The following is a 25,619-nucleotide window of genomic DNA, read 5'->3' on the forward strand; positions in this document are numbered from 1 at the left end:
TAGCCGTTCTAATTAGAGCGGCTTTTTTTTGCATGACCGAAATATTTCCATTTGAAGATCCATCTAAGACAAAACGAATTGTGATGGCCGTTGAATATAAAGGTAGGAACTACCGAGGCTGGCAGATTCAGCGAACAGGAGTTTCAACCATTCAAGCAACGCTTGAAAAGGCTTTGTCCAAAATAGCGAATCAGGAAATCAGTACCATTGTTGCAGGTCGAACGGATGCGGGTGTTCATGCGACGAATCAAATTATTCATTTTGATACATCGGCACAGCGCAGTATGTATGGCTGGACAATGGGCGTTAATGGCGCGTTACCCAACGATATTAGTATTAAGTGGGCGCATGAAGTAGATGAAACATTCCACGCGCGTTTTACGGCAAAAGAGCGAGCCTACCGCTTTGTTATACATAATAATTGGGTTCGCAGCGCAGCTTTAGAAGGATTAGTCACCTGGGAGCAATACGAGTTAGATGTAGATTTGATGCAAGAAGCTGCGAACTTGTTATTAGGCACGCACGATTTTAGCTCTTTCCGAGCGTCTGAATGTCAGGCTCACTCCCCTGTGAAAACCTTGCGAGAATTAACCCTTAAGCGTTATGGTGAGTTTATTGTTATTCAAACACGTGCCGATGGGTATTTGCACCACATGGTTCGAAATCTTGTCGGTGTCTTGTTACCAATAGGTCGGGGTCGAAAACCGATAAGCTATGCTACTCAAGTTTTGGAAGCAAAAAATAGGAATAAGGGTGGTGTAACGGCCAAGGGCGATGGTTTGTATTTCGTCAGGGCTCAATATGAGCGTGATGATTTGCCCTGCGAAAAAGCAGGTCCCGTTTTTATTCAGCCGCTTATAGACAGTGATGGCGCAGTCTTTTCACCTATTTAAGGATTTAGATCGCAATGAGAACTCGGATTAAAATGTGCGGAATGACGCGCATTGAAGACATACAATGTGCTGCAAGTTTGGGGGTCGATGCGATAGGGCTGGTTTTTTATCCTCCTAGTCCGCGTGCCGTGTCACTTGAGCAGGCATCTACGTTAGCTAAAGCTTGCCCTGTGCTTGTTGATAAGGTGGCTTTGTTCGTTAACCCAGAAAAGAGCTTGGTAAAAGAGGTTATTGACGCAACCGGCGCTACTTTATTGCAGTTTCACGGCGATGAAACGCCTGAGTTTTGCCAGCAGTTTGGCATGCCGTATTTAAAAGCACTTCGTGTGTCAGATAAACATCGTTTAACGACCGCACTTAAGGAGCATCACGAAGCGCCTGCAATATTGCTCGATGCCTATGTTGCAGGCACACCCGGCGGCACAGGCCAGCAATTTGACTGGTCACTAATTCCTAAGGGTTTAATGCAGCGGCTCTTTTTAGCGGGAGGCATTAATGCCACTAACGTGGCTGATGCAATAAGCAGTGCGAACCCTTATGCAGTAGACGTAAGTGGTGGAATTGAGTCTGCCAAGGGAATTAAGTCGGCGCAAAAAATGACCGATTTTGTTGCAGCGGTCCGTGAAATTTCTTCATAACTGTGTCCGTTAGTGAACCATTAAAAAGCCCATTTTTATAGTTCATAATAGGATGATATTCATAAATTTATTAGTGTGGGGTTAACATGAGCAGTTGGTTGGAAAAAATCGTACCGTCAATCGTTAGGTCCGATTCGAAGAACCGGGCTAACGTCCCTGAAGGCCTATGGAAGAAGTGCCCTAAATGTGCGGCCGTTCTGTATCGACCTGAGCTAGAAAAGAATATGGATGTTTGTCCTAAGTGCGACCATCACATGCGAGTAGGCGCTCGTCGGCGTATCGATCTTTTCTTAGACCAAGAAGGCCGAGTTGAAATCGCAACAGATGTACGCCCAGTAGATCGACTAAAGTTTAAAGACGGGAAGCGATACAAAGACCGTATAGTGGCAGCCCAAAAGCAAACCGGTGAAAACGATGCCTTCGTTGCAATGGAAGGTACGGTAGAAGGTCAGCCTGTCGTCGTAGGTGCTTTTGACTTTAACTTCATGGGCGGCTCCATGGGCTCTGTGGTTGGTGAGAAATTCGTACAAGCTGCAAATCTCGCGATGGAAAAGAACATCCCTTACGTATGTTTTGCAACCTCTGGCGGCGCTCGTATGCAAGAAGCGTTGTTTTCGTTAATGCAAATGGCAAAAACCAGTGCAGCATTAGAAAAAATGCGCTTACAAGGTGTTCCGTACATCTCAGTGATGATTGATCCTTGTTTTGGCGGCGTTTCAGCTTCGTTGGCATTGTTAGGCGACCTAAATATTGCTGAGCCCCATGCGTTAATCGGCTTCGCTGGACCACGCGTTATTGAGCAAACGGTGCGTGAAAAGCTTCCGGAAGGCTTTCAGCGCAGCGAGTTTTTACTTGAAAAGGGCGCAGTAGATATGATTATTCGACGCCAGGATATGCGCTCTAAATTAGCTGGAGTTCTGAAAAAGTTGATGCATGCACCCGTCAATTAATGATGCGTTAGAGGATTGGTTGGCCTATATTGAGTCAATCCATCCCTCAGAAATAGAATTGGGTCTACAGCGTGTCAGTGCGGTGGCCCAAAAGCTACTTTCCAAAAATGAATACAAACCGACCGTTTTTACTGTGGCAGGTACTAATGGTAAAGGTACTACTACAGCTGCACTCAGTGCTCTAGCGTGTGAAGCAGGCTTAGAAACTGGGTGGTATTCCTCCCCTCATTTATTTGAATTTAACGAACGTATCCGTATTAACGGCAAACCGGTGTCTAATCAGCGCATTGTTGAAGCGTTGTATGCTATTGAAATAGGGCGGGGCGACATCAGTCTTTCCTATTTTGAATATACGACTCTGGCGGCTCTTTGGTTGTTTGATCAGGCAAAACTTAAGGTTTGGGTGCTTGAAGTTGGCTTAGGTGGCCGGTTAGATGCGGTAAACATAGTTGATGCCGACGTTGCAGTCATTACAACAATTGGAATCGATCATGAGGCATTTCTTGGCTCGGATATCAATGTGATTGGTTACGAAAAAGCCGGTATCTGCCGCCCAGAAAAGCCTGTTGTACTGGGTAGCGCAAACCTTCCGCAAGGCTTGCATGACGAAGTAGCAAGTCGATCTGCGATTGAGTATCGGTTTGGTGATCAACACGGTGTAAAAGAGGCAATTGTATTTTGGCAAGGGGGGCAAATTGATGCTGGCCAAATCAGAATTCCTCATGATAATGCTGCCAGTGCCTGTCAGGCCTTTTATTTGTCGGGAATTCAGTTAAGTACAGATGCCATACAACATGCGTTGGAGGGTATTCAAATGCCCGGGCGAATGCAGAAAGTGAACTGGCAAGGGCACGAAATTATTGTCGATGTTGGGCATAACCCTCATGCTGGTGCTTATATCGCCAAGCAATTGGGTAGCCAAAAAGTTAACGTGCTGCTTGGTATGCTGGCAGACAAAGACGTCCATGGGTTCGTTCAGGCGTTAGCCCCTGTTTCAAAGCAAATGCACGCTGTCTCCTTGGCCGTTCCTCGAGGGCTTAGCGCTCAAGAGTTAGTCGCTCGAACCGATTACCCGTTTGAATCGACGTTTGACTCCATGGCTCAGGCCATTCGTGAGCTTATTCAAACAATGCCTGACACCCCCTTGTTTATTGGTGGGTCTTTCTATACCGTTTGCGACGCGTTGACCTTTTTGGAGAAGTAAGTGGACCGTGCATTACAACAAAGATTAGTGGGTATCTTAGTGTTAACAGCCGTCATTCTGTTAATTGCACCTGTATTGTTTGATGCTCAAGGTCGTATTCCGGAAAAAATCACTAATATTCCACCTCAGCCTAAACTGCCAGATTTATCTCACATCGAATTTAAAATGCCAAATACCGATAACTTGCCTGCGGAAGTTGATCCTGAAGCTGTGGTTGAGCAACCAACAGGCTTCGCGGCAATTTCACAGCCCAATGTAGTGCCCACGGCGACCGCTTCGGGTATCTGGAGTGTTCAAGTGGCCAGTTTCAAAGACTCAGCCAAAGCACTGTCGTTAATTGATACATTGAAACAAGACGATTTCGAAGTCTACAGCCGTGAAAAAGTGTTATCCGACGGAACTCTATTTACCCAAGTGTTTGTGGGGCCGGTTGCTAAAAAAGAACAGGCAGAAGAACAGAAAGCAAACATTAAAAAACAGTATAACTTGCAGGGATTGGTCGTTAAGTTCTCGAAATAGTTCGATAAAATTGACCATCTGGTCTAATTGAGAATAACGATTCACAAAACTGATTTCTCTGTTAGAATGCCCGCGATTTCCACAGTGAGTGAACTATGACCTTTATTGATTGGACAATAATTACCATTCTCGTTGTTTCAGCGTTAATTAGCATTAAGCGAGGTTTCACTAAAGAAGCTATGTCTTTAGTTTCCTGGTTAGCGGCGCTGTTTGTTGCTCGATTGTTTAGCGCTAATTTAGCGACGCTGATGACTTCTATGATCGAAAATGAGGCGTATCGTTATACCGCCGCCTTTGCGATTCTATTTATTGTGACGTTAATTGTTGGTTCCCTCGTTAATCATTTATTAGGTGAATTTATTCGCATGACCGGGCTGACCGGCACCGACAGAGTGTTAGGTGTTGTCTTTGGTCTACTGCGTGGCTTGGTGATCGTTGTGGCCATTCTCGCAATGGGACGATTATTTGCACTCGACCAATTTTGGCAAGACTCGGTACTTGTACCGTACTTTGAACCTGTTATTCGATGGACAGGGGATTCTATTCATAAAGCATCCGGTGCAATATTGTCGGTCGGGGGAGAAAATTAAATGTGCGGTGTAGTAGGTATTTTTGGCAGCTCTCCAGTAAATCAACAACTCTATGATGCGTTAACCGTACTTCAGCACCGAGGCCAAGATGCCGCTGGTATCGTTACTGAAGAAAACGAAAAGTTTTTTCTTCGTAAAAGTAATGGCTTAGTGAGAGACGTATTCCATACGCGTCACATGCAATCATTGCGAGGCAATATTGGAATAGGGCATGTGCGCTACCCAACGGCCGGTACGAGCAGTAATGCAGAAAGCCAACCTTTTTACGTTAACTCTCCTTATGGCATTGTTTTAGCGCATAACGGAAATTTGACCAATGCCGCCGAGTTAAATAAATCGCTTTATCAATCCGATCTTAGGCATGTAAACACCACATCCGATTCAGAAGTTTTGCTGAATGTATTTGCCCATGAATTGCAGGTACAAGGCAAGCTCAAGCCAACCGCAGACGATATTTTTACGGCTGTGAAAGGTGTTCATAAGCGCTGTAAAGGTGCTTATGGTGTGGTGGCCCTTATCTCAGGTTATGGATTGGTGGCCTTTCGAGATCCGCACGGAATTCGTCCTTTAGTTTATGGCAAACGAATCGCTGAAAATGGCAATGCTGAATATATGGTGGCGTCTGAAAGTGTGGCACTTGACGTTCAAGGGTACGAGTTGATAGACGATGTTCAACCAGGGCAAGCAATCTTTGTTGATTATCAAGGTAAGCTGCACATTCAGCAATGTGCTGAAAACACCGTAAAAACGCCATGTATTTTCGAGTATGTATATTTCGCAAGACCCGATTCAATCATAGATGGCATTTCAGTTTATAAAGCCCGCCTTCGGATGGGCGATGTATTAGGCGATAAAATTTTAGCGGAACGCCCCAACCACGATATTGATGTGGTTATTCCGATTCCAGACACCAGTCGTACATCTGCTTTGCAACTGGCGAATCGAATCGGCGTAAACTTTCGTGAAGGGTTTATGAAAAATCGCTACATTGGCCGAACCTTTATTATGCCCGGCCAAAAGCAACGAAAAAAATCAGTTCGTCAAAAACTCAATGCCATCGGTTTGGAGTTTAAAGGTAAGAACGTTCTGTTAGTCGATGACTCGATTGTCCGTGGGACAACCTGCAATGAGATCATTGAAATGGCGCGTGATGCGGGTGCTAAAAAAGTATACTTTGCATCGGCGGCCCCAGAAGTCGTTTTTCCTAACGTTTATGGCATAGATATGCCGGCTGCTGAAGAGTTGATTGCGCATGGTCGTAGTAATGAAGAAATTAGGCAATCCATTGGTGCTGATTGGCTAATCTATCAAGATTTAGAAGATTTAAAAGAAGCGACTCGTATTCATAAGGACGATAAACAAGATTTTGACTGCTCTGTATTTAATGGTTGCTATGTCACAGGTGATGTTGATGAAGCTTATTTGCAGGCCTTAGAGGCTGCTCGAAGTGATGCCAAAAAAGTGACCAACAGTGTCACCGATTCTTCAATGATCGATCTTCATAATGATGAAGATGACGGTTAAACTTTTGGGGTTGTCGCTTATTTGAAAAGACGCTCCGCTAGCGTCTTTTTTTTGCTATAAATAAATGGCAAACAATCAAAAGGGGTTAACATGCAAAAGGCGGCCGCAACGTCAGCTCAACTTATTGAGCAAGCCAATCGTGTTATTGCAGGAAAAACGGATCAAATAAAACTTATTTGGGTGGCCATTCTTTGTAATGGTCATGTGCTACTAGAAGATTTACCTGGCGTTGGAAAAACAACCTTAGCTCAAACGCTCGCAACCCTACTCGGATTAAACTATCAACGCGTGCAATTTACCGCTGATTTATTGCCTTCTGATGTGATTGGAGCGCAAATCTATGATCGTGAGAAGCAATCCTTCTACTTTCATAAAGGCCCGGTTTTTACTCAGCTTTTGCTAGCCGATGAATTAAACAGAGCGACGCCTAAAGCACAATCTGCACTACTAGAAGCGATGGAGGAGCGGCAAGTCACGATTGACGGGGTTGCTCAAACATTGCCGAAGCCGTTTTTTGTTATTGCTACTCAAAACCCGCAGAACCAGTCGGGCACTTACCCTTTACCAGAATCTCAATTGGATCGTTTTTTCGTTCGCATTAGCTTAGGCTACCCCAGTGAAGAAGTAGAAAAGGAGCTGTTATTAGGCCATATCGGGCGAAGCAAAATTGACGATCTCAAAGCAATCGTCGATCCCACTCAATGGCAATCCATTCAAAATGAAGTCGAATCGGTTCGCATTGCAGCACCCGTGATTAACTACATCATGCGTTTGGTGAATCGAACCAGAGATGGCGAGCTGTGTGCGGTAGGGTTATCGCCAAGGGCGTCTCAGCAATTAGCGCAAGCATCAAAAGCCCATGCATTAATTGATCAAAGAGATTATGTGATCCCAGATGATGTTCAATCGGTATTCCCAGCGGTGGCGGGGCATCGCCTCAAAGCACTAAAAAACCAACATTCGGATTTGCTCGTACAGTCGATACTAAGTTCCGTTGCTGTCATTGAGGCTGCGTAGCCGTGTTGTCGGCGATTAAACAGCGTTTGCGCCTTAGATTTAACCGTTGGATACAAACTCGGTTGCCTGAGCAATCGTCGGTAACTCTCAACCAATCTCGAATATTCATAGTGCCAACGAAACAAGGGCTCATGCTATTGGTTGTGTCGATAGGCTTGCTGCTGCTGGCCATTAATTTTGAAGCTCCACTCAATTTTGCATTGGCATTTTGGCTGATTGCTGTGTTGTTTGTTGCGGTGCAGTTAACTTATCGAAATTTATCAGGGGTAAAATTAACGGCCTTGCCAGGCAGTTTAATAGAAGTCGGCGACTCTACCATTATTCCCATTCAATTGGAGTCTGAATCTAAGAGACCTCGAGGCAGTTTAGAGCTAATTCACCCCAGTTGGGGGGTCGTGCATGTGCATCTCGATAACGGGCGAGGTCATTGTGTTTTGCCTGTTGAAGCAAAAGCACGCGGTCCAGTAAAGTTACCAAGATTTCGAATAGAAAGCCGTTACCCTTTTGGGTTAGTTGTGGCTTGGTCTCATATTCAACTATCGGGGTGTGGATGGGCTTACCCCAATGGAATCGAAGCTCGACGAATTGTTGATAGTGGGCAAGGTAGCTCAGAAGATGATCACTTAGATGATCACCTTTTAATTGCCGGCAGCGAAGATTTTTATCAACTTCAAGAATATGCCCCCGGCGATGCCATCGGTAGGTTGCACTGGCCTTCCTTTTCTAAAGACCTGCTCGTGGTTAAAAAATTCACAAACTATCAACCGGCCGATGAATGGTTAGATTGGTCTCATTACCCCCACTTATCCAATGAAGACAAACTTAAGGCGTTAGCTTATTTAGCCGAGCGGTATGAAAAAGAACAACGAGCATTTGGATTAAAACTTCCCCATTTAGAACTTGAAGTGAACCAAGGTTTTGAGCAACTTCAAAGTGTTAGGCAGGCGTTAGCGGAGTTTGGTTATGAATAATCAAGCTTATATTGCGCCATCGATGCGGGCTTTATCGCGGCAGGCGTTGCAAATTCTGTTCGTCGTTCAATTTATCACCGTATTGCCGTTTTTAGCCGATTTACCGAAGTGGTTACTCTTAGTTCTTGCCTTAGTTGTTGGCTGGCGGTGGCAGGTCATGCACGGTCGTATGCAACGACCACCTAGATTATTAGTTTTAACGGCAATCGTGGCGGGTTTAGCGTCACTTTATTTATCGGGTCTCGATCAATACTCGCTAGATACCGCCGTGGCTTTATGCCTATTAGGATATTTACTTAAGTCTTTAGAAGTATTGCGACGCCGTGATGGCGTCTTTCAAATTTACTTAGGGCTTTTTTTAGCGGGCGTTTATTTCTTATATCACAGTAGCCCTTTATCAATGTTGCTTGTTACCCTGCTGTTGTTTGCAAATTTGTTAGCCTTACAAGCCGTAACTTGCCATGCCGATTTTTCTTGGCGATATGCCCTGCGTCAGTCCACAGTCATTGTTGTTGCAGCCATTCCTGTCATGGTTTTGGGGTATTTATTTTTTCCGCGTATTCCGCCTTTATGGAGCATACCTAATAATGAACGGGGCTCTGTGACCGGTATGACAGATTCGATAACACCTGGAGAAATAGCCGAGCTGGCTCGAAGCGAAAAACCGGCCTTTAGGGTTAATTTCGAGGGCGATGTTCCGCCTAAAAATCTCTGGTATTGGCGAGGCAATACCTTAAGCGAATTTGACGGACGCAGTTGGACGGCTAAATATCGAGCCGGATCTTGGTTAGGGTCAGTCGATAGCGAAACCAGTTTACCGCAAGCGCAAGAGAGTAGTTGGGATTATTCAATTATTATTGAGCCTACACGTCAGCAGTGGCTGTATTTTATGGACTGGCCAACCCAAGCCTCAGTTAATAATGGTGTACTGCTGCCCGATGCCAGATATGCCTTAACCGCACCGCTAACGCAGGCCATTCAATACAAGGCTAGCAGTGCTCAAGAAGTATCTTGGCCAGCCTTGAGTAATTTCGAACGACAAGAGTATGTGCGGTTGCCAAGCCAAGGAAACGAGGCTCTCAGGCGGTGGGCGCTGTCGTTTAGGGAAGGTAGGTCCGACAATGCCAAGTTTATGGTCGATTTGGCCGACTATATCCGTTCGAACCCTTATTTTTACAGTTTAACACCACCTCAGTATGTGGCATCGGATAGCTTGGCTGATTTCTGGTTGTTGGGTAAGCGTGGATTTTGCAGTCATTATGCGAGTGCGACGGCTTATATATTAAGGGCCGTTGGAATACCAACAAGGTTGGTAGGTGGGTATTTGGGTGGTGTCTACAACGAATCTGCAAACTATATCCAAGTAAGGCAGATGGAGGCGCATGTTTGGGTCGAAGTATGGCTCAATGGTGGGTGGGTTCGTTTTGATCCGACCGCGGCTGTGGCGCCTAATAGGGTTGAGCAATCTCTCGATGATTTGCTCGCTGAAGATCAAGCCAGCGAGCTGCCTATTTTTTCTCGTATGCGTAATCAATTGTCTATGTTGAAATCGGCTTCGCTTTGGTGGGACTCAGTTCAATATCAATGGCAAATAATGGTGCTAGACTATAAAAGCACACAGGCGATCGGGTGGTTTGAATCGCACTTCGGCCGGTTAACTCCGTGGAAGGCCGCCATGGCTATTATTATTTTTATGGCGTTGATTTCGTTACTGATGGCCTTCAGTTTGGGTTTATTGGTTATCCCTAGGCGTAGAGCGGAGCCGTATCGAAGCCTAGCCAAAATTGAAAAAATATTGGGTAAACGCGAGCCCGATGAGACCATACGTCAGTATTTTGACCGAATGTCGAAAAATAATGACAATTTAACCATTTTGATAAGTTTAGCTGGCCTATTTGAGCGATATCTATATAGTTCGAAACCGAAGAATTTAAAGCTAATTCGTCATTCAGTATTTAGCTTACAAAAACAAAAAAATCGATAAAAACCGTTCGGCTACACTTACAGGTGCACAAGCATTTTAAAGTCGAATCGTGCTTTATTAGCAAATTTTGAAAATACTATTAGAGATCAAATGAGTAGTAAATCTGAACAGTTGGCAAATTTAAAGAAGCACTTTGGTCGCCGTGTGCACGAGCAGGCTCGATCGATTGTGAACAGCTGGTCCATATTGGAAGAAGTTCACTGGAGTGAAGGCTGGTTTAATGAATTTATCGGCCTTGCGAAGAAACTTCAAAAACTCTCCAGTCGCTATGATTTCGCCGACCTTACTCAGTCTTCTAGTGTGTTAATCAGCCTATTAGAGCAGTGTTCCCCTGCTCAAGCCCCTAAAACCGATGCGTTAGAGCGGTTAAATGATCAAGTGTCGGCCATTGCTCAAGCATGCTCTAGAGCCAACGATAACGTACCTGTTGAAGAAATGTCGGCAGGGCGAAAACCTGTTTACCTTTGCTTTTCTGATCCGCTACAAGGCAATGTTTTAAAAGAGCAGTTAAGTTTTTTTGGAATTCCGGTGTCTTGTTATCAAGATGCTTCAGAACTAGAGCGATCTATCAGTTACCGTATTCCGGCGGCAATCGTTGTGGACACACAATTTGAAGGGCAGGGAATAGCGGTCGTCACAGCGATACAAAAAGAATTACGCCAGGCGATACCCGTTTTATTTTATGCCAAAGAAGAACCTACTATTGAAGATAGGCTTCAGGTTGTGCGAGCACACGGTGTGGCCTTTTATACGGGGCAACTCGACTTTGGCATACTGGTAGAGTCCTTAATGGGAATCTACGCCATGCGAAACGAAGCGCACTTTAAGGTTTTAGTGGTCGATGATTCAAAATCACAAGCATTGTACGCCGAAAAAACGTTAAACCAAGCTGGCATATTCACTCGGGCTGTCATTAAACCTCTAGAAGTATTAAAAGCCATTGAAGAATTTTCACCCGATGCTATTTTGATGGACATGTACATGCCTGGCTGCACAGGACCAGAAATTGCTCAGGTCATCCGTCAGCAAACAAAATACGATGCTATACCAATTTTATATCTCTCGGCCGAATCTGATGTCGATAAACAGCTAGATGCCGTAGGGTTAGGGGGCGATGACTTCCTAACCAAACCTGTTCCTAAAGAAGTACTTATTTCAACCGTTCGTAATCGTTGCCGAAGGCATCGAGGTCTGCGCGACCAGATGGTGCGAGATGGCTTAACAGGCTTGTTTGATCATAATCATATTTTAGAAACACTGAAACAAGAGGTCGGCCTTGCTAATGCCAATGCGCAACCTCTGTGCTTTGTTATGATCGACATAGATCGTTTTAAACAGGTCAATGATCAGTATGGTCACTCGATGGGCGACCGTGTCATACGAGCTCTTGCGTTGTATATGAGACAACGATTCCGCATAACCGATACCATCGGTCGCTATGGTGGTGAGGAGTTTGCGTTGGTGCTACCAAATACCAGTGCAGACAACGCAAGGAACTTACTCGAAGAAGTTCGCCACGGCTTCGAACAGCTAGTGCATCAAGATGGTCAACACCAAATTCGGGTGACTTTCAGTTGTGGAATAGCGCAGTTGCAAGATAAAGAAGAAGCAGCGCTCTTGTCTCAACGTGCCGATTTAGCCATGTATAAAGCAAAAGATGCCGGCCGAAACCGAGTGGAAGTAGCAGATTAGTCTTTCCACTCGTACGGTGTTGTTGCAAACCCAACCGATAAGGTGCCCGGGCCTAAATTAACGCCGCCTGATAATGACATTGGTGTGGTTATTAATTGGTACTTACGAGCCTTAATCGCAAGTTTTAATTCATTAAAGCCAGCCAGTTTGTGAAGTTCTTTTGGATCACCCGCATAGCTGATGCAGACAAAAGGTGATAGCAACCCTTGTTCAACTTTTTCTAGCGTATGAGCCAGTAATTTATTCGCAGCGTTGTTAAATCCGCGTATTTTGGTGACAGGGAAGGTTTTGTCATCTAAGGCCAGCACAATGGGGCTAATATTCAACAAGCTGCCTACTTTTGCACCTAACCAACTTATACTGTTGTCGCCTTTTTTACGGCTGCGTTCTCGCAAGTAAAATACATCGGCAGGCACTTGGTAAGCATGTACGTTAGAACTCAGTGAATCTATTATTCTGCGAAGTTTTGTTCCGCCGATGCCTTTGTCGATCAAGGCTAAAGTGTGGGCAGCCAAAACAGCTTGGCCTGTAAAAACCGTGCGACTGTCTTGAACTCGAATGCTCACATTTTGGCTGGCATAGCGTTTCGATAATAAAGTGGCAGACTCAACAGCGTTCTCGTAAGTTGGGCTGCGCACACGATTAACCGTTTGAATGACTAAATCGGTGTGCCCATTTGCAATGGTTTGCTCAAGAATTCGAGTAATGTCTTTTGTAGAGGTTGGTTGAGATTCACTGTCATGATCTTTATTTAAGATCGCACTTTCATACATGCTAATGGTTTGCTCAGGATCTCTAAAGTCTTGGAGTATATTCTTGTCATAAATTATGGTCGCTGGTAGCAATTGCACATTTTTCTTTTCGATAAGTGCCTTCGGTAAATCGCACGCAGAGTCGACGATGAGAGTAGTCATGAAGGTAGCGGCCTTTGTTATTTTTTTATCCAATGTGAGTTTATCATTGGGTTGAACGATCTAAAAATTAGCATTCTCAACATTAAAGCGTTATTTGTGTGTCGGTACAACCAAAAATAGAACCCTCGACAATAAATAATTTTCTTTTTTGTTCAATATTTATGGGTTGGTTTCGGTATAAGTTTCCGTAAATTAGCTACATTTTGAGAAATAATTGCCCTTCGGAATACAGTTTTGCTGGTTTTGTTGTAATTAAATACCATTCCCCTGATTGCATTTGTTGAGTTGAATAGATTGGCAATTAAATGCTGACAAACTATCTTATATCGACTCAAAGCCTTCTATATAGTGGCCTACCTATTAGCCTATCGGCATAAAATTCAAGACAATTTCGATTAATTTGTAATTTTCGCTTACGAGGAACTACTGTGAATAAGGCCGCTGTTGATCAAACCCTATTGCGTTGGCAAGAAAAGGAAGCACTTGCAGAATCAATGATCCCAATTATTGGTCGCTTGTACCGTAACAATAATGTGATTACTTCGATTTTTGGTCGCCAAATCATCAATCAGTCTACGATGGGGTTATTAAAAACTCATCGCTTTGTGAAGCAGTTAGAAGGGCACGAGCTTTCATTAAATGAATCTCTCGCTGTTTTAGAATTACTCAATGAAATGAACCTAGGTGAAGCTCATATCGATGTGGGTAAGCTTGCGCTTAAGCACAAGCAACAACCAATGGGCACGCCATTGCGCAATTTTTTAAAGGACGAATTAACAGACATTATTGATAAATTCGATCCAAATCGACGTTACCAAGAAAGCCCTAAGGATGTAGTGTTATACGGTTTTGGCCGTATTGGTCGTTTGTTGGCTCGAATTTTAATAGGTAAAGCGGGCGGTTCTCCACTTCGATTGCGCGCTATTGTGGTACGAAAAGGTGGAGCCGAAAATGATTTGGTAAAACGCGCCAGCTTACTGCGTCGCGATTCAATCCACGGCAGTTTTGAAGGCACCATTAAAGTCGATGAAGAAAATAGCTCTTTAATTGTGAATGGCACCGCAATCCAGGTGATATACGCAAGTTCTCCTTCGGAGATTGATTACACCACCTATGGAATTAACAATGCATTGATTGTAGATAACACAGGTATTTGGCGTGATGAAGATGGTTTGTCTCAGCACTTGGCTTGTAAGGGCGCTGCAAAAGTACTTTTAACAGCACCCGGTAAAGGCGACATTAAAAACGTTGTTTACGGTATTAATAATGCCGAAGTAGGAAGCGATGAAACTATCGTATCGGCCGCGTCATGTACGACGAATGCTATTACGCCAGTTCTAAAAGTGTTAGAAGATAAGTTTGGTATTGAGCATGGTCATGTAGAAACGGTTCACTCTTATACCAATGACCAAAACTTGATTGATAACTATCACAAGGGCGGTCGTCGTGGACGCAGTGCGCCATTAAACATGGTGATCACCGAAACGGGTGCAGCGAAAGCGGTAGAAAAAGCATTGCCAGCCTTAAAAGGTAAGTTGTCGGGCAGTTCTATTCGTGTTCCAACACCTAACGTTTCTTTAGCCATCTTAAATTTAACGCTTAAGAATGAAACAGACTTAAAAGAGCTAAATGATCATTTACGTGAGATGTCACTCTATTCAGATCTTTCTAAGCAGATTGATTTCACTAACTCACCGGAAGCCGTTTCTAGTGACTTTGTTGGGAATCGTAAAACAGGGATCGTGGACAGCACCGCAAATATCGTCGACGGTAAGCGTATAGTTTTATATGTTTGGTACGATAACGAAGCGGGCTACAGTGCTCAGGTTGTTCGTTTGATTTCACAGATGGCCGGTGTGCAGTACACTCATTACCCAAAGTAATGGCCTTAAACTAAGCGCGTCTATTGGTTCTCATTAGGCGCGACTGTCGCTATAATGCCGGTCTTTATTTAATTGCAAAAAGAGACTGGCTTCTATTATGAAAATTCGTACGCGTATTGCGCCTTCACCAACGGGTGACCCTCATGTAGGCACGGCTTACATTGCTTTATTCAATAAGGTTTTTGCGCAAAGCCAAGGCGGCGAATTCATACTTCGTATTGAAGATACAGACCAGGCCCGTTCTACTCCAGAATCGGAGCAAGCCATTCTCGATAGCTTAAAGTGGCTGGGATTAAACTGGGCAGAAGGTCCTGATGTCGGTGGAGAGTATGGGCCGTATCGACAGTCTGATCGTAAAGATATCTACAAAAAATACACTCAACAATTGGTCGATGAAGGTCATGCATTCCCTTGTTTCTGTACATCTGAGCGTTTAGATGCGTTGCGTGAAGAGCAACGAGAAGCCGGTACCGACATCGGGTACGATGGTCATTGCATGCACCTAGATGCGTCGGAAGTTGAAGATAAAATAGCCGCAGGCGAAAGCCATGTTATTCGCATGAAGGTACCAGAAGAGGGCGTTTGTGTTGTCGATGATCTGTTGCGTGGCAAAGTAGAAATCGATTGGAAGCAGATCGACATGCAAGTGTTGATGAAGTCTGATGGTTTGCCAACCTACCATTTAGCCAGTGTAGTCGATGATCATCTGATGGAAATCAGCCACATCATGCGTGGTGAAGAATGGATTTCATCAACGCCTAAGCAGATTGCTTTGTATCAGTACTTTAACTGGCAACCACCCGTGTATGTGCATTTACCGCTATTACGCAACGCCGATAAATCTAAGTTAAGCAAACGAAAAAACCCAACTTCAATTACTTACTATCGTGAGTTGGGTATTTTGCCAGAGGCTTTGGTTAATTTTTTAGGCATGATGGGTTGGACGCAGCCAGACGGTGCTGAAATATTCACTGTAGATGACATGGCGGCTACCTTTGATGTTTCGCGTATTTCTTTAGGTGGACCGGTTTTTGACCAAGAAAAACTGAACTGGTTAAATGGTAAATACCTGCGTGAACTTCACACGCCTGAACAGTTGTTGCAAAAACTCGTGGATTGGAAGTTTAATGCTGAGTTTGCAACGCAATTAATGCCGTTAGCGCAAACCCGTGCTGAAACCCTAGGCGATATTGCTCCATTGTTAAGCTTCTTCTTTGCTGGCAACCCTGCAATAACGGAATCGAGCTTTGATGGCTTCAAGCTTGAAGGTGACGAGCTTAAGCGCGTATTACAGTTGATCCTTTGGAAACTTGAGGCACAGCGGCATTGGGAAAAAGACAATATTTTCACCGATGTTAAGACCATTGCTGAACATTGCGAGCTCAAGTTTAAAGATGTGAATGCGCCTTTATTCGTGGCTATTACGGGTTCAACGGCTTCTGTTTCGGTCATGGATGCCATGGCTATTCTAGGGCCCGATATGACCCGTGGTCGTATTCGCCATGCGCTTACTGTTTTAGGTGGGTTGGGAAAGAAGAAGCTTAAGTCTCTAGACAAAGAGTTTCGTCAAATCGCTAATCCGTTAGATTAATTTCACTAAGCTATTGAATTAATTAGGAAAACAGTTGACAGGACGGGCGGCACTTATTAATATCCCGCCTGTCCAGATTGAGGGGCTATAGCTCAGCTGGGAGAGCGCCTGCATGGCATGCAGGAGGTCTGCGGTTCGATCCCGCATAGCTCCACCAAATTCTAAAAGCACGTATTAATTACGTGCTTTTTTTATGCCTAGAAGAAGGTCGACAGCGGGATCGAACCTAATCGGGTTCGTTCGGAATGCCGCACCACCCGCATAGCTCCACCAAATTCTAAAAGCACGTATTAATTACGTGCTTTTTTTATGCCTAGAAGAAAGTCGACAGCGGGATCGAACCTAATCGGGTTCGTTCGGAATGCCGCACCACCCGCATAGCTCCACCAAATTCTAAAAGCACGTAATTAATACGTGCTTTTTTTATGCCTGAAGTATTCTACTGTGGCAGGGTGCGCCTTGGGGCTCGATTGGTTTTGATTGGTCGCTCAAGCGCATCCTTGCGCCGCTAAACTTCGGCATCCATGCCTCAGATTCCCACCCAAAACCAATCAATCCCCAAGGCTCAGCGCAAAACATGCCTACTTTAGTGAGGTCATATCATCTTATCAAACTTGCAGCTTATAACTTGCAGCTTAAAACTACCTTATCGCCTCTCAGTGTTTTTTGATCTTACCCGATGCCCGCAGCCCAAAACACGACCCAATCCCTAGTCAGTTATCGAAAGTTTGTTATAATGCCGCAAATTCGACTAGAGCCCTGTCATGGCGAACCCTTTATATCGGAAAAACATCGTTTCTATCTCTGACCTTTCTAAGTCTGATCTCGAATTAATTGTCCAATTAGCCCAAATTTTTAAACACAAAGGTGCATCACCGTATTTGGCCGGTAAGGTTATTGCGAGCTGTTTTTTTGAAGCGTCGACTCGAACTCGATTGTCGTTTGAAACAGCGGTGCAAAGGCTAGGGGGGAGTTTAATAGGCTTCTCTGACGGTGCTAATACGTCGGTTAAAAAAGGTGAAACCTTAACGGATTCAATCCACATGATTTCATCGTACGCTGATGCCATTATCATGAGGCACCCAAAGGAAGGGTCAGCGCGACTTGCTTCTGAGGTTTCTACGGTTCCGATCATTAATGGCGGTGATGGTGCCAACCAACATCCTACTCAAACTTTGTTGGATCTTTTCACAATTTCAGAGTGCCAGGGTAAGTTAGATAACTTAACCATAGCTTTTGTCGGCGATCTTAAATACGGTCGAACTGTGCACTCCTTAGCTCAGGCGTTGTCTTACTTTAAGCCAACTTTTTTGTTCGTTGCACCCGATGTTCTCTCTATGCCTGGTTACATTCTTGAAGGGCTGGAACAGCATGATATAACCGTGAAAAAGGTAAGTTCATTAGAAGAGGCCGTTGAGCAGGTTGATATTTTGTACATGACACGTGTTCAAAAGGAGCGCTTCGACCCAACAGAATACATGCATATTGCCTCTCAATATGTGTTAACGGAGACTATGTTAAAAAACGCTAAGCCAAATATGAGGGTAATGCACCCTTTGCCGCGGGTTGATGAAATACACCCTGATGTTGATTCAACTAAACATGCTTATTACTTCGAACAAGCCGAAAATGGAGTTTACGCTCGCCAAGCGCTGCTGGCCTTAGTCATGAATGAAACAATAAAGGAGATTGATCATGCGTGAGACAATGGCTGTTGAGGCGATTACAGAAGGCACGGTGATTGATCACATTCCTGCGGGTCAGGGCTTGAATATTTTGGCGAGAATTCAAAAACGTAATCCGGATGCTCGATTAACCGTGGGGCTTAACTTACCTTCTAAAGGCAGTGGTTTAAAAGACATCGTTAAAGTAGAAGGTTGGTTGTTTTCTGAGCAGGATGCAGCGGAGATGGCCTTATATGCGCCTTCCGCTACGGTAAATATTATCACCAATTACAAGGTTGATAAAAAGTTTCAAATTGGCTTACCTGAGCACTTTGTTGGCATTTTTGAATGCCCGAACTCTAATTGCATCAGTCATAGTGAGCCAACAGCAACGCGTTTTATAGTTCGGCGAAAATCAGATCAAATAGCGTTGCGCTGTCACTATTGCGAGCGCAGTTTTTCTGACGCTCTGTTTAAGCACTAAATTACTGATTTATCAGCGATTTTAATCGATAATCTGTTGCTTATTTCATCATCATCTTTATAGTTAAAGGCTTTGCAAACCGACTTAGCCTTGGGAGAATATTCGGTTCATGGACACCTTGAACAAACTTCATAACGACGCATTGAGCGCTGTTACAGCAGCCGCGACTGCGCAAGAATTAGACGATCTTCGAGTTAAGTACTTGGGGAAGAAGGGCGAAATTACGTCGTTGTTAAAGACTTTAGGTAAGCTGTCCGCTGAAGAACGTCCAGCCGCCGGAGCCAAAATCAACGAAGTAAAAGAAGCTGTCTCTGCCGTTATCAACGAACGAAAAGCGAAAATAGAGCAAGAGGCACTTGCAGCTCAACTTGCCAGCGAAAAGGTTGATGTGACTGCTCCCGGTCGTCGTCAATCTTTTGGTGGCTTACATCCGGTAACCATGACGTTGCGACGCATGGAATCGTTTTTTACCAATATTGGTTACGATATCGCCACGGGTCCAGAAATTGAAGACGATTATCACAATTTCGAAGCGTTGAATATTCCATCGCATCACCCTGCGCGTGCTATGCACGATACATTTTATTTTGATGCGAAAACCTTGTTGCGTACTCATACGTCTCCCGTTCAAGTTCGAACAATGGAAGCAGGCAAGCCGCCTTTCCGAATTGTTTGTCCTGGCCGTGTGTACCGTTGCGATTCAGATTTAACCCACAGCCCTATGTTCCACCAAATGGAAGGGTTGATGATCGATGAGAAAGTTAGCTTTGCTGATTTAAAAGGCACAATTGAAGAGTTTTTGAGAGTGTTCTTCGAAAAAGAATTGCCGGTCCGATTCCGTCCATCTTATTTCCCGTTTACGGAGCCGAGTGCGGAAGTCGATATTGCTTGTGTGATGTGTAATGGCGAAGGTTGCCGAGTGTGCAGTCAAACAGGTTGGTTAGAAATTTTAGGGTGCGGCATGGTGCACCCAGAAGTATTAAAAGCTTCAGGAGTTGACCCTGAGAAGTATCAAGGTTTTGCCTTTGGTATGGGCGTTGAACGTATGGCTATGCTGCGTTATGGCGTTAACGATTTACGATTGTTCTTTGAGAACGATTTAAAATTCTTGGGTCAATTTAACTGAAACGGTAAGGAACAGAGTCAATGAAAATCAGTGAAAAGTGGTTGCGTCAGTGGGTCAATCCAGCGATTACCGCTCAGGACATGATGGATCAAATTACAATGGCCGGTTTGGAAGTGGATGGGTTTGAACCCGTTGCTGAAAACTTTTCAGGTGTTGTTGTAGGAGAGATTTTAACGGCAAAGCAGCATCCAAATGCCGATAAACTGCAAGTTTGTGAAGTATCTAACGGTAGCGAAACCGTCCAGGTCGTGTGTGGCGCGCCAAACGCTCGTGCGGGTTTAAAAGTGGCCTTTGCCCAAGTAGGGGCGGTTTTACCGGGCGATTTTATAATTAAAAAAGCCAAGTTACGTCAAGAAGAAAGCAACGGCATGTTATGCAGTGAAAAAGAGCTCGGGCTGTCAGAAAGCCACGATGGCATTATGGAGTTAGCTGCAGATGCGCCTTTAGGCGAAGACCTGCGTACTTATTTTGATTTAGACGATATCGCTATAGATATCGATTTAACACCGAACCGTGCCGATTGTTTAAGTATTGCCGGTATTGCACGTGAAGTTGGTGTTTTAAATGATATCGCTGTTGAAGCACCCTCAATAGAAGCTGTTAAGCCAAGCCACAATGAAGTATTCGAGGTTGAGTTGGCCGATGGCAAAGGGTGCCCGCGTTATGTAGGACGAGTGCTAAACGATGTAGATGTATCAGCCACTACGCCGTTGTGGATGGTCGAAAAGCTACGCCGTGGTGGCATTCGTTCAATCGACCCAGTCGTTGATGTAACCAACTACGTGATGCTTGAACTCGGCCAGCCAATGCATGGTTTCGATTTAGACCAGCTCAACGGCAAAATTGTGGTTCGAAAAGCGCAAAAAGGCGAAAAAATCACCTTGCTAGATGGCCAAGAAATGACTCTAACGCCCGATATATTGGTCATCGCAGATGAAACAGGCCCGCTGGCTATGGCTGGAATAATGGGTGGCGAAAACAGTGGCGTTTCGGCAAGTACTAAACGGGTTTTCTTAGAAAGTGCCTTCTTTGCGCCAATTGAAATTGCTGGTAAAGCACGAGCTAATGGCCTTCATACCGATTCCAGTCACCGTTTTGAGCGCGGCGTTGATTATTCAGGGCAAGAGCGAGCGGTTGAGCGTGCAACGGCACTATTGGTCGATATATGTGGAGCCAAACCTGGTCCATTGGTGGTTCGTGAAGATACCTCAAATGTACCTGCGGCCGCTGAGATTGAACTCCACAGTGATACAGTCACAAGCAGCCTAGGCATGGCGTTAGAAGATTCTGTGATTAAGCAGATTTTAATAGGCTTAGGGTTTGAATTAGTCAGCGAAAAAGCAGGTTACTGGAAAGTTAAAGCTCCCACTTGGCGTTTTGATATGGCTATTCAGGCAGACTTAATTGAAGAAATTGCCCGTATCTATGGGTACAACAAACTTCCGGTAACAGCACCAACTGCGGCATTGAAGCCTCAAGGTAAAAAAGAGCAGCAAGTTGATACTAACGCGTTAGTTGATCGCATGGTGTCTTTAGGGTACCAAGAAGCCATAACCTACAGCTTTGTAGAGCCAGATATGCAAAAAGCCATGTTCCCTAAACTAGAGAGCATTGCATTAGCAAACCCTATTTCAGCTGATATGGCGGTAATGCGGGTATCATTGTGGCCCGGATTGTTAAAAGCGGCACAACATAACTTGAACCGCCAAGCCGATCGTATTCGTCTGATTGAAACAGGCCAGCGCTTTATTCAAGAAGAAAAAGGCTTAGAGCAAATCGATATGTTATCGGGTGTTGTTTCAGGCTCTCGATTGGCGAAAGGCTGGTATGAAAATGGTGAACTGGTCGATTTTTACGATGTAAAGGGCGATTTAGAGCAGCTTTTATCCGCGATCAAAGGGGTATCTTTTGACTTTGTTCCAGGAACGCATTCTGCTTTACATCCTGGCCAATGTGCTAGAATTGAACGTGAAGGTAAGTTAGTTGGGTATGTGGGCGCTTTGCACCCATCCTTGGCTAAGCAGTTTGGTATTAAACAAAGCGTTTTCTTGTTCGAATTGCGACTGGATCGAACGTTGACTGCTGAGCTCCCTGAATTTACGCCATTGTCGAAATTCCCATCAACTACACGAGATTTAGCCGTAGTGGTAGATGAAGAAAGCCCAGTCGAGGATGTGCTCAGTAGCGTTAGGGAAATGGCGGGTGAAGACCTAATTAGCCTCAACCTATTTGACATATATCGTGGCAAAGGTATTGATTCTAAACGAAAAAGCCTTGCAATGGGCTTGACGTGGCAGCATCCTTCGCGCACTCTTACAGATGAAGAAATAAATCGATTCATGGAATCGATCATCAACACCCTGCAGACCAGACACGATGCTGTGCTAAGGGGATAACAAGAAAAAGTAAGCTAAGGAGCCCTTTAATGGCGCTGACGAAAGCTGAAATGGCAGAGCGTTTGTACGACGAATTAGGTCTTAACAAGCGAGAAGCGAAAGAAATGGTCGAGATTTTCTTTGAAGAAATTCGTGAAAGTCTCGTCAATAATGAGCAGGTGAAGTTATCGGGGTTCGGTAACTTTGACCTACGGGACAAGCGGCAGCGTCCTGGAAGGAATCCAAAAACAGGCGAAGAAATCCCTATTTCTGCTCGTCGTGTGGTGACTTTTCGACCTGGCCAAAAACTTAAAGTGACCGTCGAAGCCTATGCTGGAACCGAGCCAGAATGATGAACTCCCGGTAATTCCGGGGAAACGTTATTTTACCATTGGTGAAGTAAGTGAATTATGCGCCGTAAAGCCGCATGTTCTACGTTATTGGGAACAAGAATTCCCACAGTTAAGCCCTGTAAAGCGCCGTGGTAATCGACGCTATTATCAGCGTGAAGACGTCGTTTTGATCCGCCAAATTCGCCATCTTTTGTACGAAGACGGTTATACCATTGGTGGTGCTCGTCAAAAATTATCAGAACCTGAAGACGCTGAAGCGGTTCAGCAACAGCATCAAGCCCTGATTAGAGAAATGATTGACGAACTTGAAGCGGTGCTTGAGTTATTAAAAATCAGCTAATCTGAAGAAAACCTTTTATTTTTCAATAAGTTAAATTAGAATCTCCGTATCGGGTATTAGCGCAGTCTGGTAGCGCACCGTTCTGGGGGAGCGGTGGTCGTCGGTTCAAATCCGGCATACCCGACCAAATTATTCTTTCAAAATCAGCAGCTTAGAGCTGCTTTTTTTGTGCCTGAAATAACTCGCTCAATATTCTCTACGTTTTGCAAAGTTATTCGAGGACGTTTGGCCAGTTCTTATCCGCTTCAGCGATAAACGCTTCTTTTTGCTGTAACCATTGTGACTGTATTTTTTGGCTGTAGTTTAAGTAGAGCTTACCTTCATGGATCGTAAATTGAGTTGGATCTACTCCGGCAACGCTATTTTTTGCAACAGCATAAGCGCAATATCCGCCATACTGAGGGGCATAAGTTTCGGGTGATGCCACGAATAAAGCTTTATTCTCGGCGCTGCTAAATAACCAATTTGCGCCTTGCCATTCAAAAGAGTGTGAAGTGTCTCCTTTTATTGCCTTATTGAGTGTGAAGTAGGCCACACTGTCATAGCCTTTTATCGCTAAATTATTATGCCAAGGTGTGTATATTGCGTCCGCAGCAAATGCAGTAGAAAAACCAATATAACCCAATAAAAATAGCGTTTTTAGTTTTAGAGTTTTCATAACGAGGCTCCTAGGCGGTCTTTTGGTAGTTGAATGTCGAAGGTGCAACGCCGATTGAGTCGGGAACGGAATGGCCATGCAATTTAGCTAATAGCGCGGCGTAAGCTAGGTGGTGAACTGTGTGGTTGATCAGGTACAACAATTCGCGTTCGGCGGTCGATTCAATCGTAACGTTCGTTGGCCTGCCAAGTTCCGTATCAGAGATGACCTTTATGGCCTGTTTATCTAGAACTAAGGTCTGCAGCCACACGATAAAATGATTTGTTGATTCCAAAGCAAGAGGTCTTTGAAATTCTACTTGTGAGTCACGTGAACGATCATTGAAATTGATAAGCTGAGTTGGTAACCCACGCTCGAGACACTGATAGTGATCAAGAATATGCCTAATATGCTTACCAATGCTCGAAGGAGCATTAGGCAGAGTGCCTTTATAGGTTTCGTCGTGGCAACAGGTTACGAATGTCATAACCTGCTCTAGAACGGCGATATTCGCTTTAATTAACTCGTTCATTTTGTTCCCTATGTTGTTTAAAGAGTTCAGCGCCTTCCTTGGTAAGGTAGCGATTTAAATAGCGTTCTGGCATTTGGTGCAAATCAACCAAGATGAGACCATCGAGTGAATCATTGAAACCACGATTAATGGAAAACCCAATGAATTTACCGTTCAGAGCAACATAGTGGCGAAGCAATACCGGGACTGTTTTACCGGGCTCACATAAACCAACCAGCTTATTGAACACAGCAATATCTTGAATAGCCGCAAGCATCGCCTTTGTCCAAATTTTGTTTTTCACTTTTAGCGGCACCAGTGGCTTAACATCGTCTAAAAATCGCTGCTCTGCTCTATAGCTTTCCATCATGGCATCCGATATAAATGCTCGAGCCATGGTGCTGTGTTCTGAAGAAATACTGACGCAACCAAAGAGTTTTGAGTACTGCGGATGCTGAGCAACAAACCGTCCGATGCCTCGCCAGAGCAAGTCTAATGCAGAAGGGTGGCGTTGATAGGCTTGGGTCACGAAAGATCGCCCCACTTCCAGAGCACAACCAAACTTCTCCATATAGCGTTCATCAAATTTGTACAGACTGCGACTGTATAAGCCAGCGACTCCTTGTTGCGCTATGATTTTATCTGTCTCACCTAAGCGATAGCCGCCAACAATGGCGTTGTTTTTATGATCCCAAACAAATAGGTGAAGGTAATGTTTATCGTACTGATCATGGTCATAAGGGTTGCCTGTACCTTCTCCGGCGGCTCGGAAGGTAATTTCACGTGCTTCGGCAAGAGCCAAAAAAACTGAATTCAACTCTTTAAACGGAGCGCAATAAACGCTAAATTCAGATTTTCTTAGCAACTGGAATGGAGCTAAATGCTCAATATCTTTCAATAGTTGGCTTTGTTTAATGCTGCTTTTGACCTCGGAAACGGGGGCTAGTTTTTTGCTTATCAATTGTTTCGTTGGCGCTAAAAAATAAGTCGACATTCTGAGTTGTAAAGTAAGGGCTTGAGCAGAAGCAGACTTAGTACACTCTTTTTCGCTAAGTCGTTTGCCAATCGTCATTTTAAGATGATATCCAATTTTGTTGCTTAATTGCCTTGGCAATAACAACGTTCGTAGCCGTTTGTGAATTAACCCCGCGGCATAAAAGTAAGCCGGGTTCCTACCATGTATATAAATGGGTAAGCAGGAAGCTCGGTGCTTTAGCGCAAGCCTTCCTACCATGCTGTTCCAACTTTTATCTTGAACAGAAAAATTGTTCCACCTTGCGGCACTGACCTCACCAGCGGGAAAAACTATGAGTACACCACCGCGGGCTAAGTGCTTATCGGCATGGCGAACGCTTTGTAAATTATGAGCGGTGGCATTTTTTGAAAGTACATCAACACCTAGAAATACGTCATGGAACTCCGGAATTCTGGAAAGCATTTGGTTGGTTAATACTTTAGTGTCCGGTCGAACAGATAAGACAGCGCGGGTAAGGGCTACACCATCCAAACCTCCAAATGGGTGGTTAGCAACAACAATTACAGGTCCAGATTCTGGTAGTTCTTCATTTAATGACGATCCTTGCAGTGTGACCTGAACCTTGAGCGAGGCTAGCGTATAGTCTAAAAACTGCTCTGAAGTTAAGTTATCGCGACGAGAATCGTATGCCGTTATAAGTGGCTTTAATCCCAGAGCCTTTTCTAATGTAGCAGCTATAAATTTAGAATGAATAGGCACACGAAATGGATTTGTGTCTTTCAT

General features: G+C 44.4%; 26 protein-coding genes and 2 tRNA genes. 23 read left to right on the forward strand and 5 right to left on the reverse strand.

The annotated features are described in order from the left end of the window. Positions 1–32: 32 nt before the first annotated feature. The 11 genes from truA (at position 33) to QWZ13_RS08415 (ending at position 11,982) form a co-directional block, all read left to right on the forward strand. Positions 33–893, forward strand: coding sequence for a tRNA pseudouridine(38-40) synthase TruA (gene truA / locus QWZ13_RS08365; protein WP_290281380.1), 861 nt, complete (start codon positions 33–35; stop codon positions 891–893). Positions 894–907: 14 nt separating this feature from the next. Then, entirely contained in the window at positions 908–1,531 is a 624-nt protein-coding gene (locus QWZ13_RS08370; RefSeq protein ID WP_290281381.1) for a phosphoribosylanthranilate isomerase, read from the forward strand. Between the two features lie 86 nt (positions 1,532–1,617). Continuing rightward, positions 1,618–2,481: an acetyl-CoA carboxylase, carboxyltransferase subunit beta gene (gene accD, locus QWZ13_RS08375; protein WP_215999083.1), complete on the forward strand. Its 864-nt coding sequence runs from the start codon at positions 1,618–1,620 to the stop codon at positions 2,479–2,481. After that, complete coding sequence (locus tag QWZ13_RS08380) at positions 2,465–3,685, forward strand: bifunctional folylpolyglutamate synthase/dihydrofolate synthase (RefSeq protein ID WP_290281382.1); 1,221 nt, start codon at positions 2,465–2,467, stop codon at positions 3,683–3,685. The genes accD and QWZ13_RS08380 overlap by 17 nt, the downstream gene beginning before the upstream one ends. After that, positions 3,686–4,204 (forward strand): SPOR domain-containing protein, encoded by a 519-nt coding sequence (locus QWZ13_RS08385; RefSeq protein WP_290281383.1) that lies wholly within the window; start codon positions 3,686–3,688, stop codon positions 4,202–4,204. It abuts the gene before it with no gap. A gap of 95 nt (positions 4,205–4,299) precedes the next feature. Next, the gene (locus QWZ13_RS08390; RefSeq protein ID WP_215999086.1) at positions 4,300–4,794 is read left to right on the forward strand and encodes a CvpA family protein; all 495 of its coding nucleotides are present in this window, start codon (positions 4,300–4,302) and stop codon (positions 4,792–4,794) included. After that, positions 4,795–6,318, forward strand: coding sequence for an amidophosphoribosyltransferase (purF, locus tag QWZ13_RS08395; RefSeq protein WP_290281384.1), 1,524 nt, complete (start codon positions 4,795–4,797; stop codon positions 6,316–6,318). It abuts the gene before it with no gap. A gap of 144 nt (positions 6,319–6,462) precedes the next feature. Next, a complete protein-coding gene (locus tag QWZ13_RS08400; RefSeq protein WP_290283317.1) occupies positions 6,463–7,335 on the forward strand; it encodes an AAA family ATPase in 873 nt (290 codons plus the stop codon). A 2-nt stretch (positions 7,336–7,337) separates the two neighbouring features. Then, positions 7,338–8,306 carry a DUF58 domain-containing protein gene (locus QWZ13_RS08405; RefSeq protein WP_290281385.1) on the forward strand — a complete coding sequence of 323 codons (969 nt, stop codon included), beginning with the start codon at positions 7,338–7,340 and terminating at the stop codon, positions 8,304–8,306. Next, the gene (locus QWZ13_RS08410; protein ID WP_290281386.1) at positions 8,299–10,290 is read left to right on the forward strand and encodes a transglutaminase TgpA family protein; all 1,992 of its coding nucleotides are present in this window, start codon (positions 8,299–8,301) and stop codon (positions 10,288–10,290) included. The genes QWZ13_RS08405 and QWZ13_RS08410 overlap by 8 nt, the downstream gene beginning before the upstream one ends. 90 nt (positions 10,291–10,380) lie before the next feature. Then, on the forward strand, positions 10,381–11,982 hold the full coding sequence (locus tag QWZ13_RS08415; protein ID WP_290281387.1) for a GGDEF domain-containing response regulator: 1,602 nt from the start codon (positions 10,381–10,383) through the stop codon (positions 11,980–11,982). Here the strand turns inward: QWZ13_RS08415 and QWZ13_RS08420 are convergent. Then, positions 11,979–12,929, reverse strand: coding sequence for a DegV family protein (locus QWZ13_RS08420; RefSeq protein ID WP_290281388.1), 951 nt, complete (start codon positions 12,927–12,929; stop codon positions 11,979–11,981). The genes QWZ13_RS08415 and QWZ13_RS08420 overlap by 4 nt on opposite strands. A gap of 395 nt (positions 12,930–13,324) precedes the next feature. Between QWZ13_RS08420 and QWZ13_RS08425 the strand changes: the two genes are divergently transcribed. The 3 genes from QWZ13_RS08425 (at position 13,325) to QWZ13_RS08435 (ending at position 16,527) form a co-directional block, all read left to right on the forward strand. Further along, positions 13,325–14,779, forward strand: a complete 1,455-nt coding sequence (locus QWZ13_RS08425) for a glyceraldehyde-3-phosphate dehydrogenase (RefSeq protein ID WP_290281389.1) — start codon at positions 13,325–13,327, stop codon at positions 14,777–14,779. Between the two features lie 97 nt (positions 14,780–14,876). Continuing rightward, positions 14,877–16,370, forward strand: coding sequence for a glutamate--tRNA ligase (gltX, locus tag QWZ13_RS08430; protein ID WP_290281390.1), 1,494 nt, complete (start codon positions 14,877–14,879; stop codon positions 16,368–16,370). A gap of 81 nt (positions 16,371–16,451) precedes the next feature. Beyond that, positions 16,452–16,527: transfer RNA gene (locus QWZ13_RS08435), tRNA-Ala, on the forward strand. Positions 16,528–16,793: 266 nt separating this feature from the next. Here the strand turns inward: QWZ13_RS08435 and QWZ13_RS08440 are convergent. After that, positions 16,794–16,949, reverse strand: a complete 156-nt coding sequence (locus QWZ13_RS08440) for a hypothetical protein (protein WP_290281391.1) — start codon at positions 16,947–16,949, stop codon at positions 16,794–16,796. A 100-nt stretch (positions 16,950–17,049) separates the two neighbouring features. On the opposite strand from QWZ13_RS08440, the gene QWZ13_RS08445 reads away from it, so the two are divergent. The 9 genes from QWZ13_RS08445 (at position 17,050) to QWZ13_RS08485 (ending at position 22,967) form a co-directional block, all read left to right on the forward strand. After that, complete coding sequence (locus QWZ13_RS08445; RefSeq protein WP_290281392.1) at positions 17,050–17,178, forward strand: hypothetical protein; 129 nt, start codon at positions 17,050–17,052, stop codon at positions 17,176–17,178. Beyond that, positions 17,135–18,073 carry an aspartate carbamoyltransferase gene (gene pyrB / locus QWZ13_RS08450; protein ID WP_290281393.1) on the forward strand — a complete coding sequence of 313 codons (939 nt, stop codon included), beginning with the start codon at positions 17,135–17,137 and terminating at the stop codon, positions 18,071–18,073. Before QWZ13_RS08445 ends, pyrB begins: the two co-directional genes overlap by 44 nt. Beyond that, positions 18,066–18,518, forward strand: a complete 453-nt coding sequence (gene pyrI / locus QWZ13_RS08455; protein ID WP_290281394.1) for an aspartate carbamoyltransferase regulatory subunit — start codon at positions 18,066–18,068, stop codon at positions 18,516–18,518. Before pyrB ends, pyrI begins: the two co-directional genes overlap by 8 nt. A gap of 109 nt (positions 18,519–18,627) precedes the next feature. Next, a complete protein-coding gene (pheS, locus tag QWZ13_RS08460) occupies positions 18,628–19,644 on the forward strand; it encodes a phenylalanine--tRNA ligase subunit alpha (protein WP_290281395.1) in 1,017 nt (338 codons plus the stop codon). A 20-nt stretch (positions 19,645–19,664) separates the two neighbouring features. After that, a complete protein-coding gene (gene pheT / locus QWZ13_RS08465) occupies positions 19,665–22,040 on the forward strand; it encodes a phenylalanine--tRNA ligase subunit beta (RefSeq protein ID WP_290281396.1) in 2,376 nt (791 codons plus the stop codon). A 29-nt stretch (positions 22,041–22,069) separates the two neighbouring features. Continuing rightward, positions 22,070–22,372 carry an integration host factor subunit alpha gene (gene ihfA / locus QWZ13_RS08470; protein WP_215999099.1) on the forward strand — a complete coding sequence of 101 codons (303 nt, stop codon included), beginning with the start codon at positions 22,070–22,072 and terminating at the stop codon, positions 22,370–22,372. Then, complete coding sequence (locus QWZ13_RS08475; RefSeq protein ID WP_215999100.1) at positions 22,350–22,712, forward strand: MerR family transcriptional regulator; 363 nt, start codon at positions 22,350–22,352, stop codon at positions 22,710–22,712. The genes ihfA and QWZ13_RS08475 overlap by 23 nt, the downstream gene beginning before the upstream one ends. A 50-nt stretch (positions 22,713–22,762) precedes the next feature. Then, positions 22,763–22,839: transfer RNA gene (locus QWZ13_RS08480), tRNA-Pro, on the forward strand. Next, complete coding sequence (locus QWZ13_RS08485; protein WP_290281397.1) at positions 22,806–22,967, forward strand: hypothetical protein; 162 nt, start codon at positions 22,806–22,808, stop codon at positions 22,965–22,967. The genes QWZ13_RS08480 and QWZ13_RS08485 overlap by 34 nt, the downstream gene beginning before the upstream one ends. Here QWZ13_RS08485 and QWZ13_RS08490 read toward each other — a convergent pair. The 3 genes from QWZ13_RS08490 to QWZ13_RS08500 are packed head-to-tail and all read right to left on the reverse strand — an operon-like array spanning position 22,924 to position 25,619. After that, on the reverse strand, positions 22,924–23,448 hold the full coding sequence (locus QWZ13_RS08490; protein ID WP_290281398.1) for a YHS domain-containing (seleno)protein: 525 nt from the start codon (positions 23,446–23,448) through the stop codon (positions 22,924–22,926). The genes QWZ13_RS08485 and QWZ13_RS08490 overlap by 44 nt on opposite strands. Further along, positions 23,381–23,881 carry a DinB family protein gene (locus tag QWZ13_RS08495; protein WP_290281399.1) on the reverse strand — a complete coding sequence of 167 codons (501 nt, stop codon included), beginning with the start codon at positions 23,879–23,881 and terminating at the stop codon, positions 23,381–23,383. The genes QWZ13_RS08490 and QWZ13_RS08495 overlap by 68 nt, the downstream gene beginning before the upstream one ends. Continuing rightward, positions 23,865–25,619: a bifunctional lysophospholipid acyltransferase family protein/GNAT family N-acetyltransferase gene (locus QWZ13_RS08500; RefSeq protein ID WP_290281400.1), complete on the reverse strand. Its 1,755-nt coding sequence runs from the start codon at positions 25,617–25,619 to the stop codon at positions 23,865–23,867. Before QWZ13_RS08500 ends, QWZ13_RS08495 begins: the two co-directional genes overlap by 17 nt.

Origin of the sequence: Reinekea marina (assembly GCF_030409715.1) — a bacterium.
In the GTDB taxonomy this organism is placed as follows: Bacteria; Pseudomonadota; Gammaproteobacteria; order Pseudomonadales; family Natronospirillaceae; genus Reinekea; species Reinekea marina.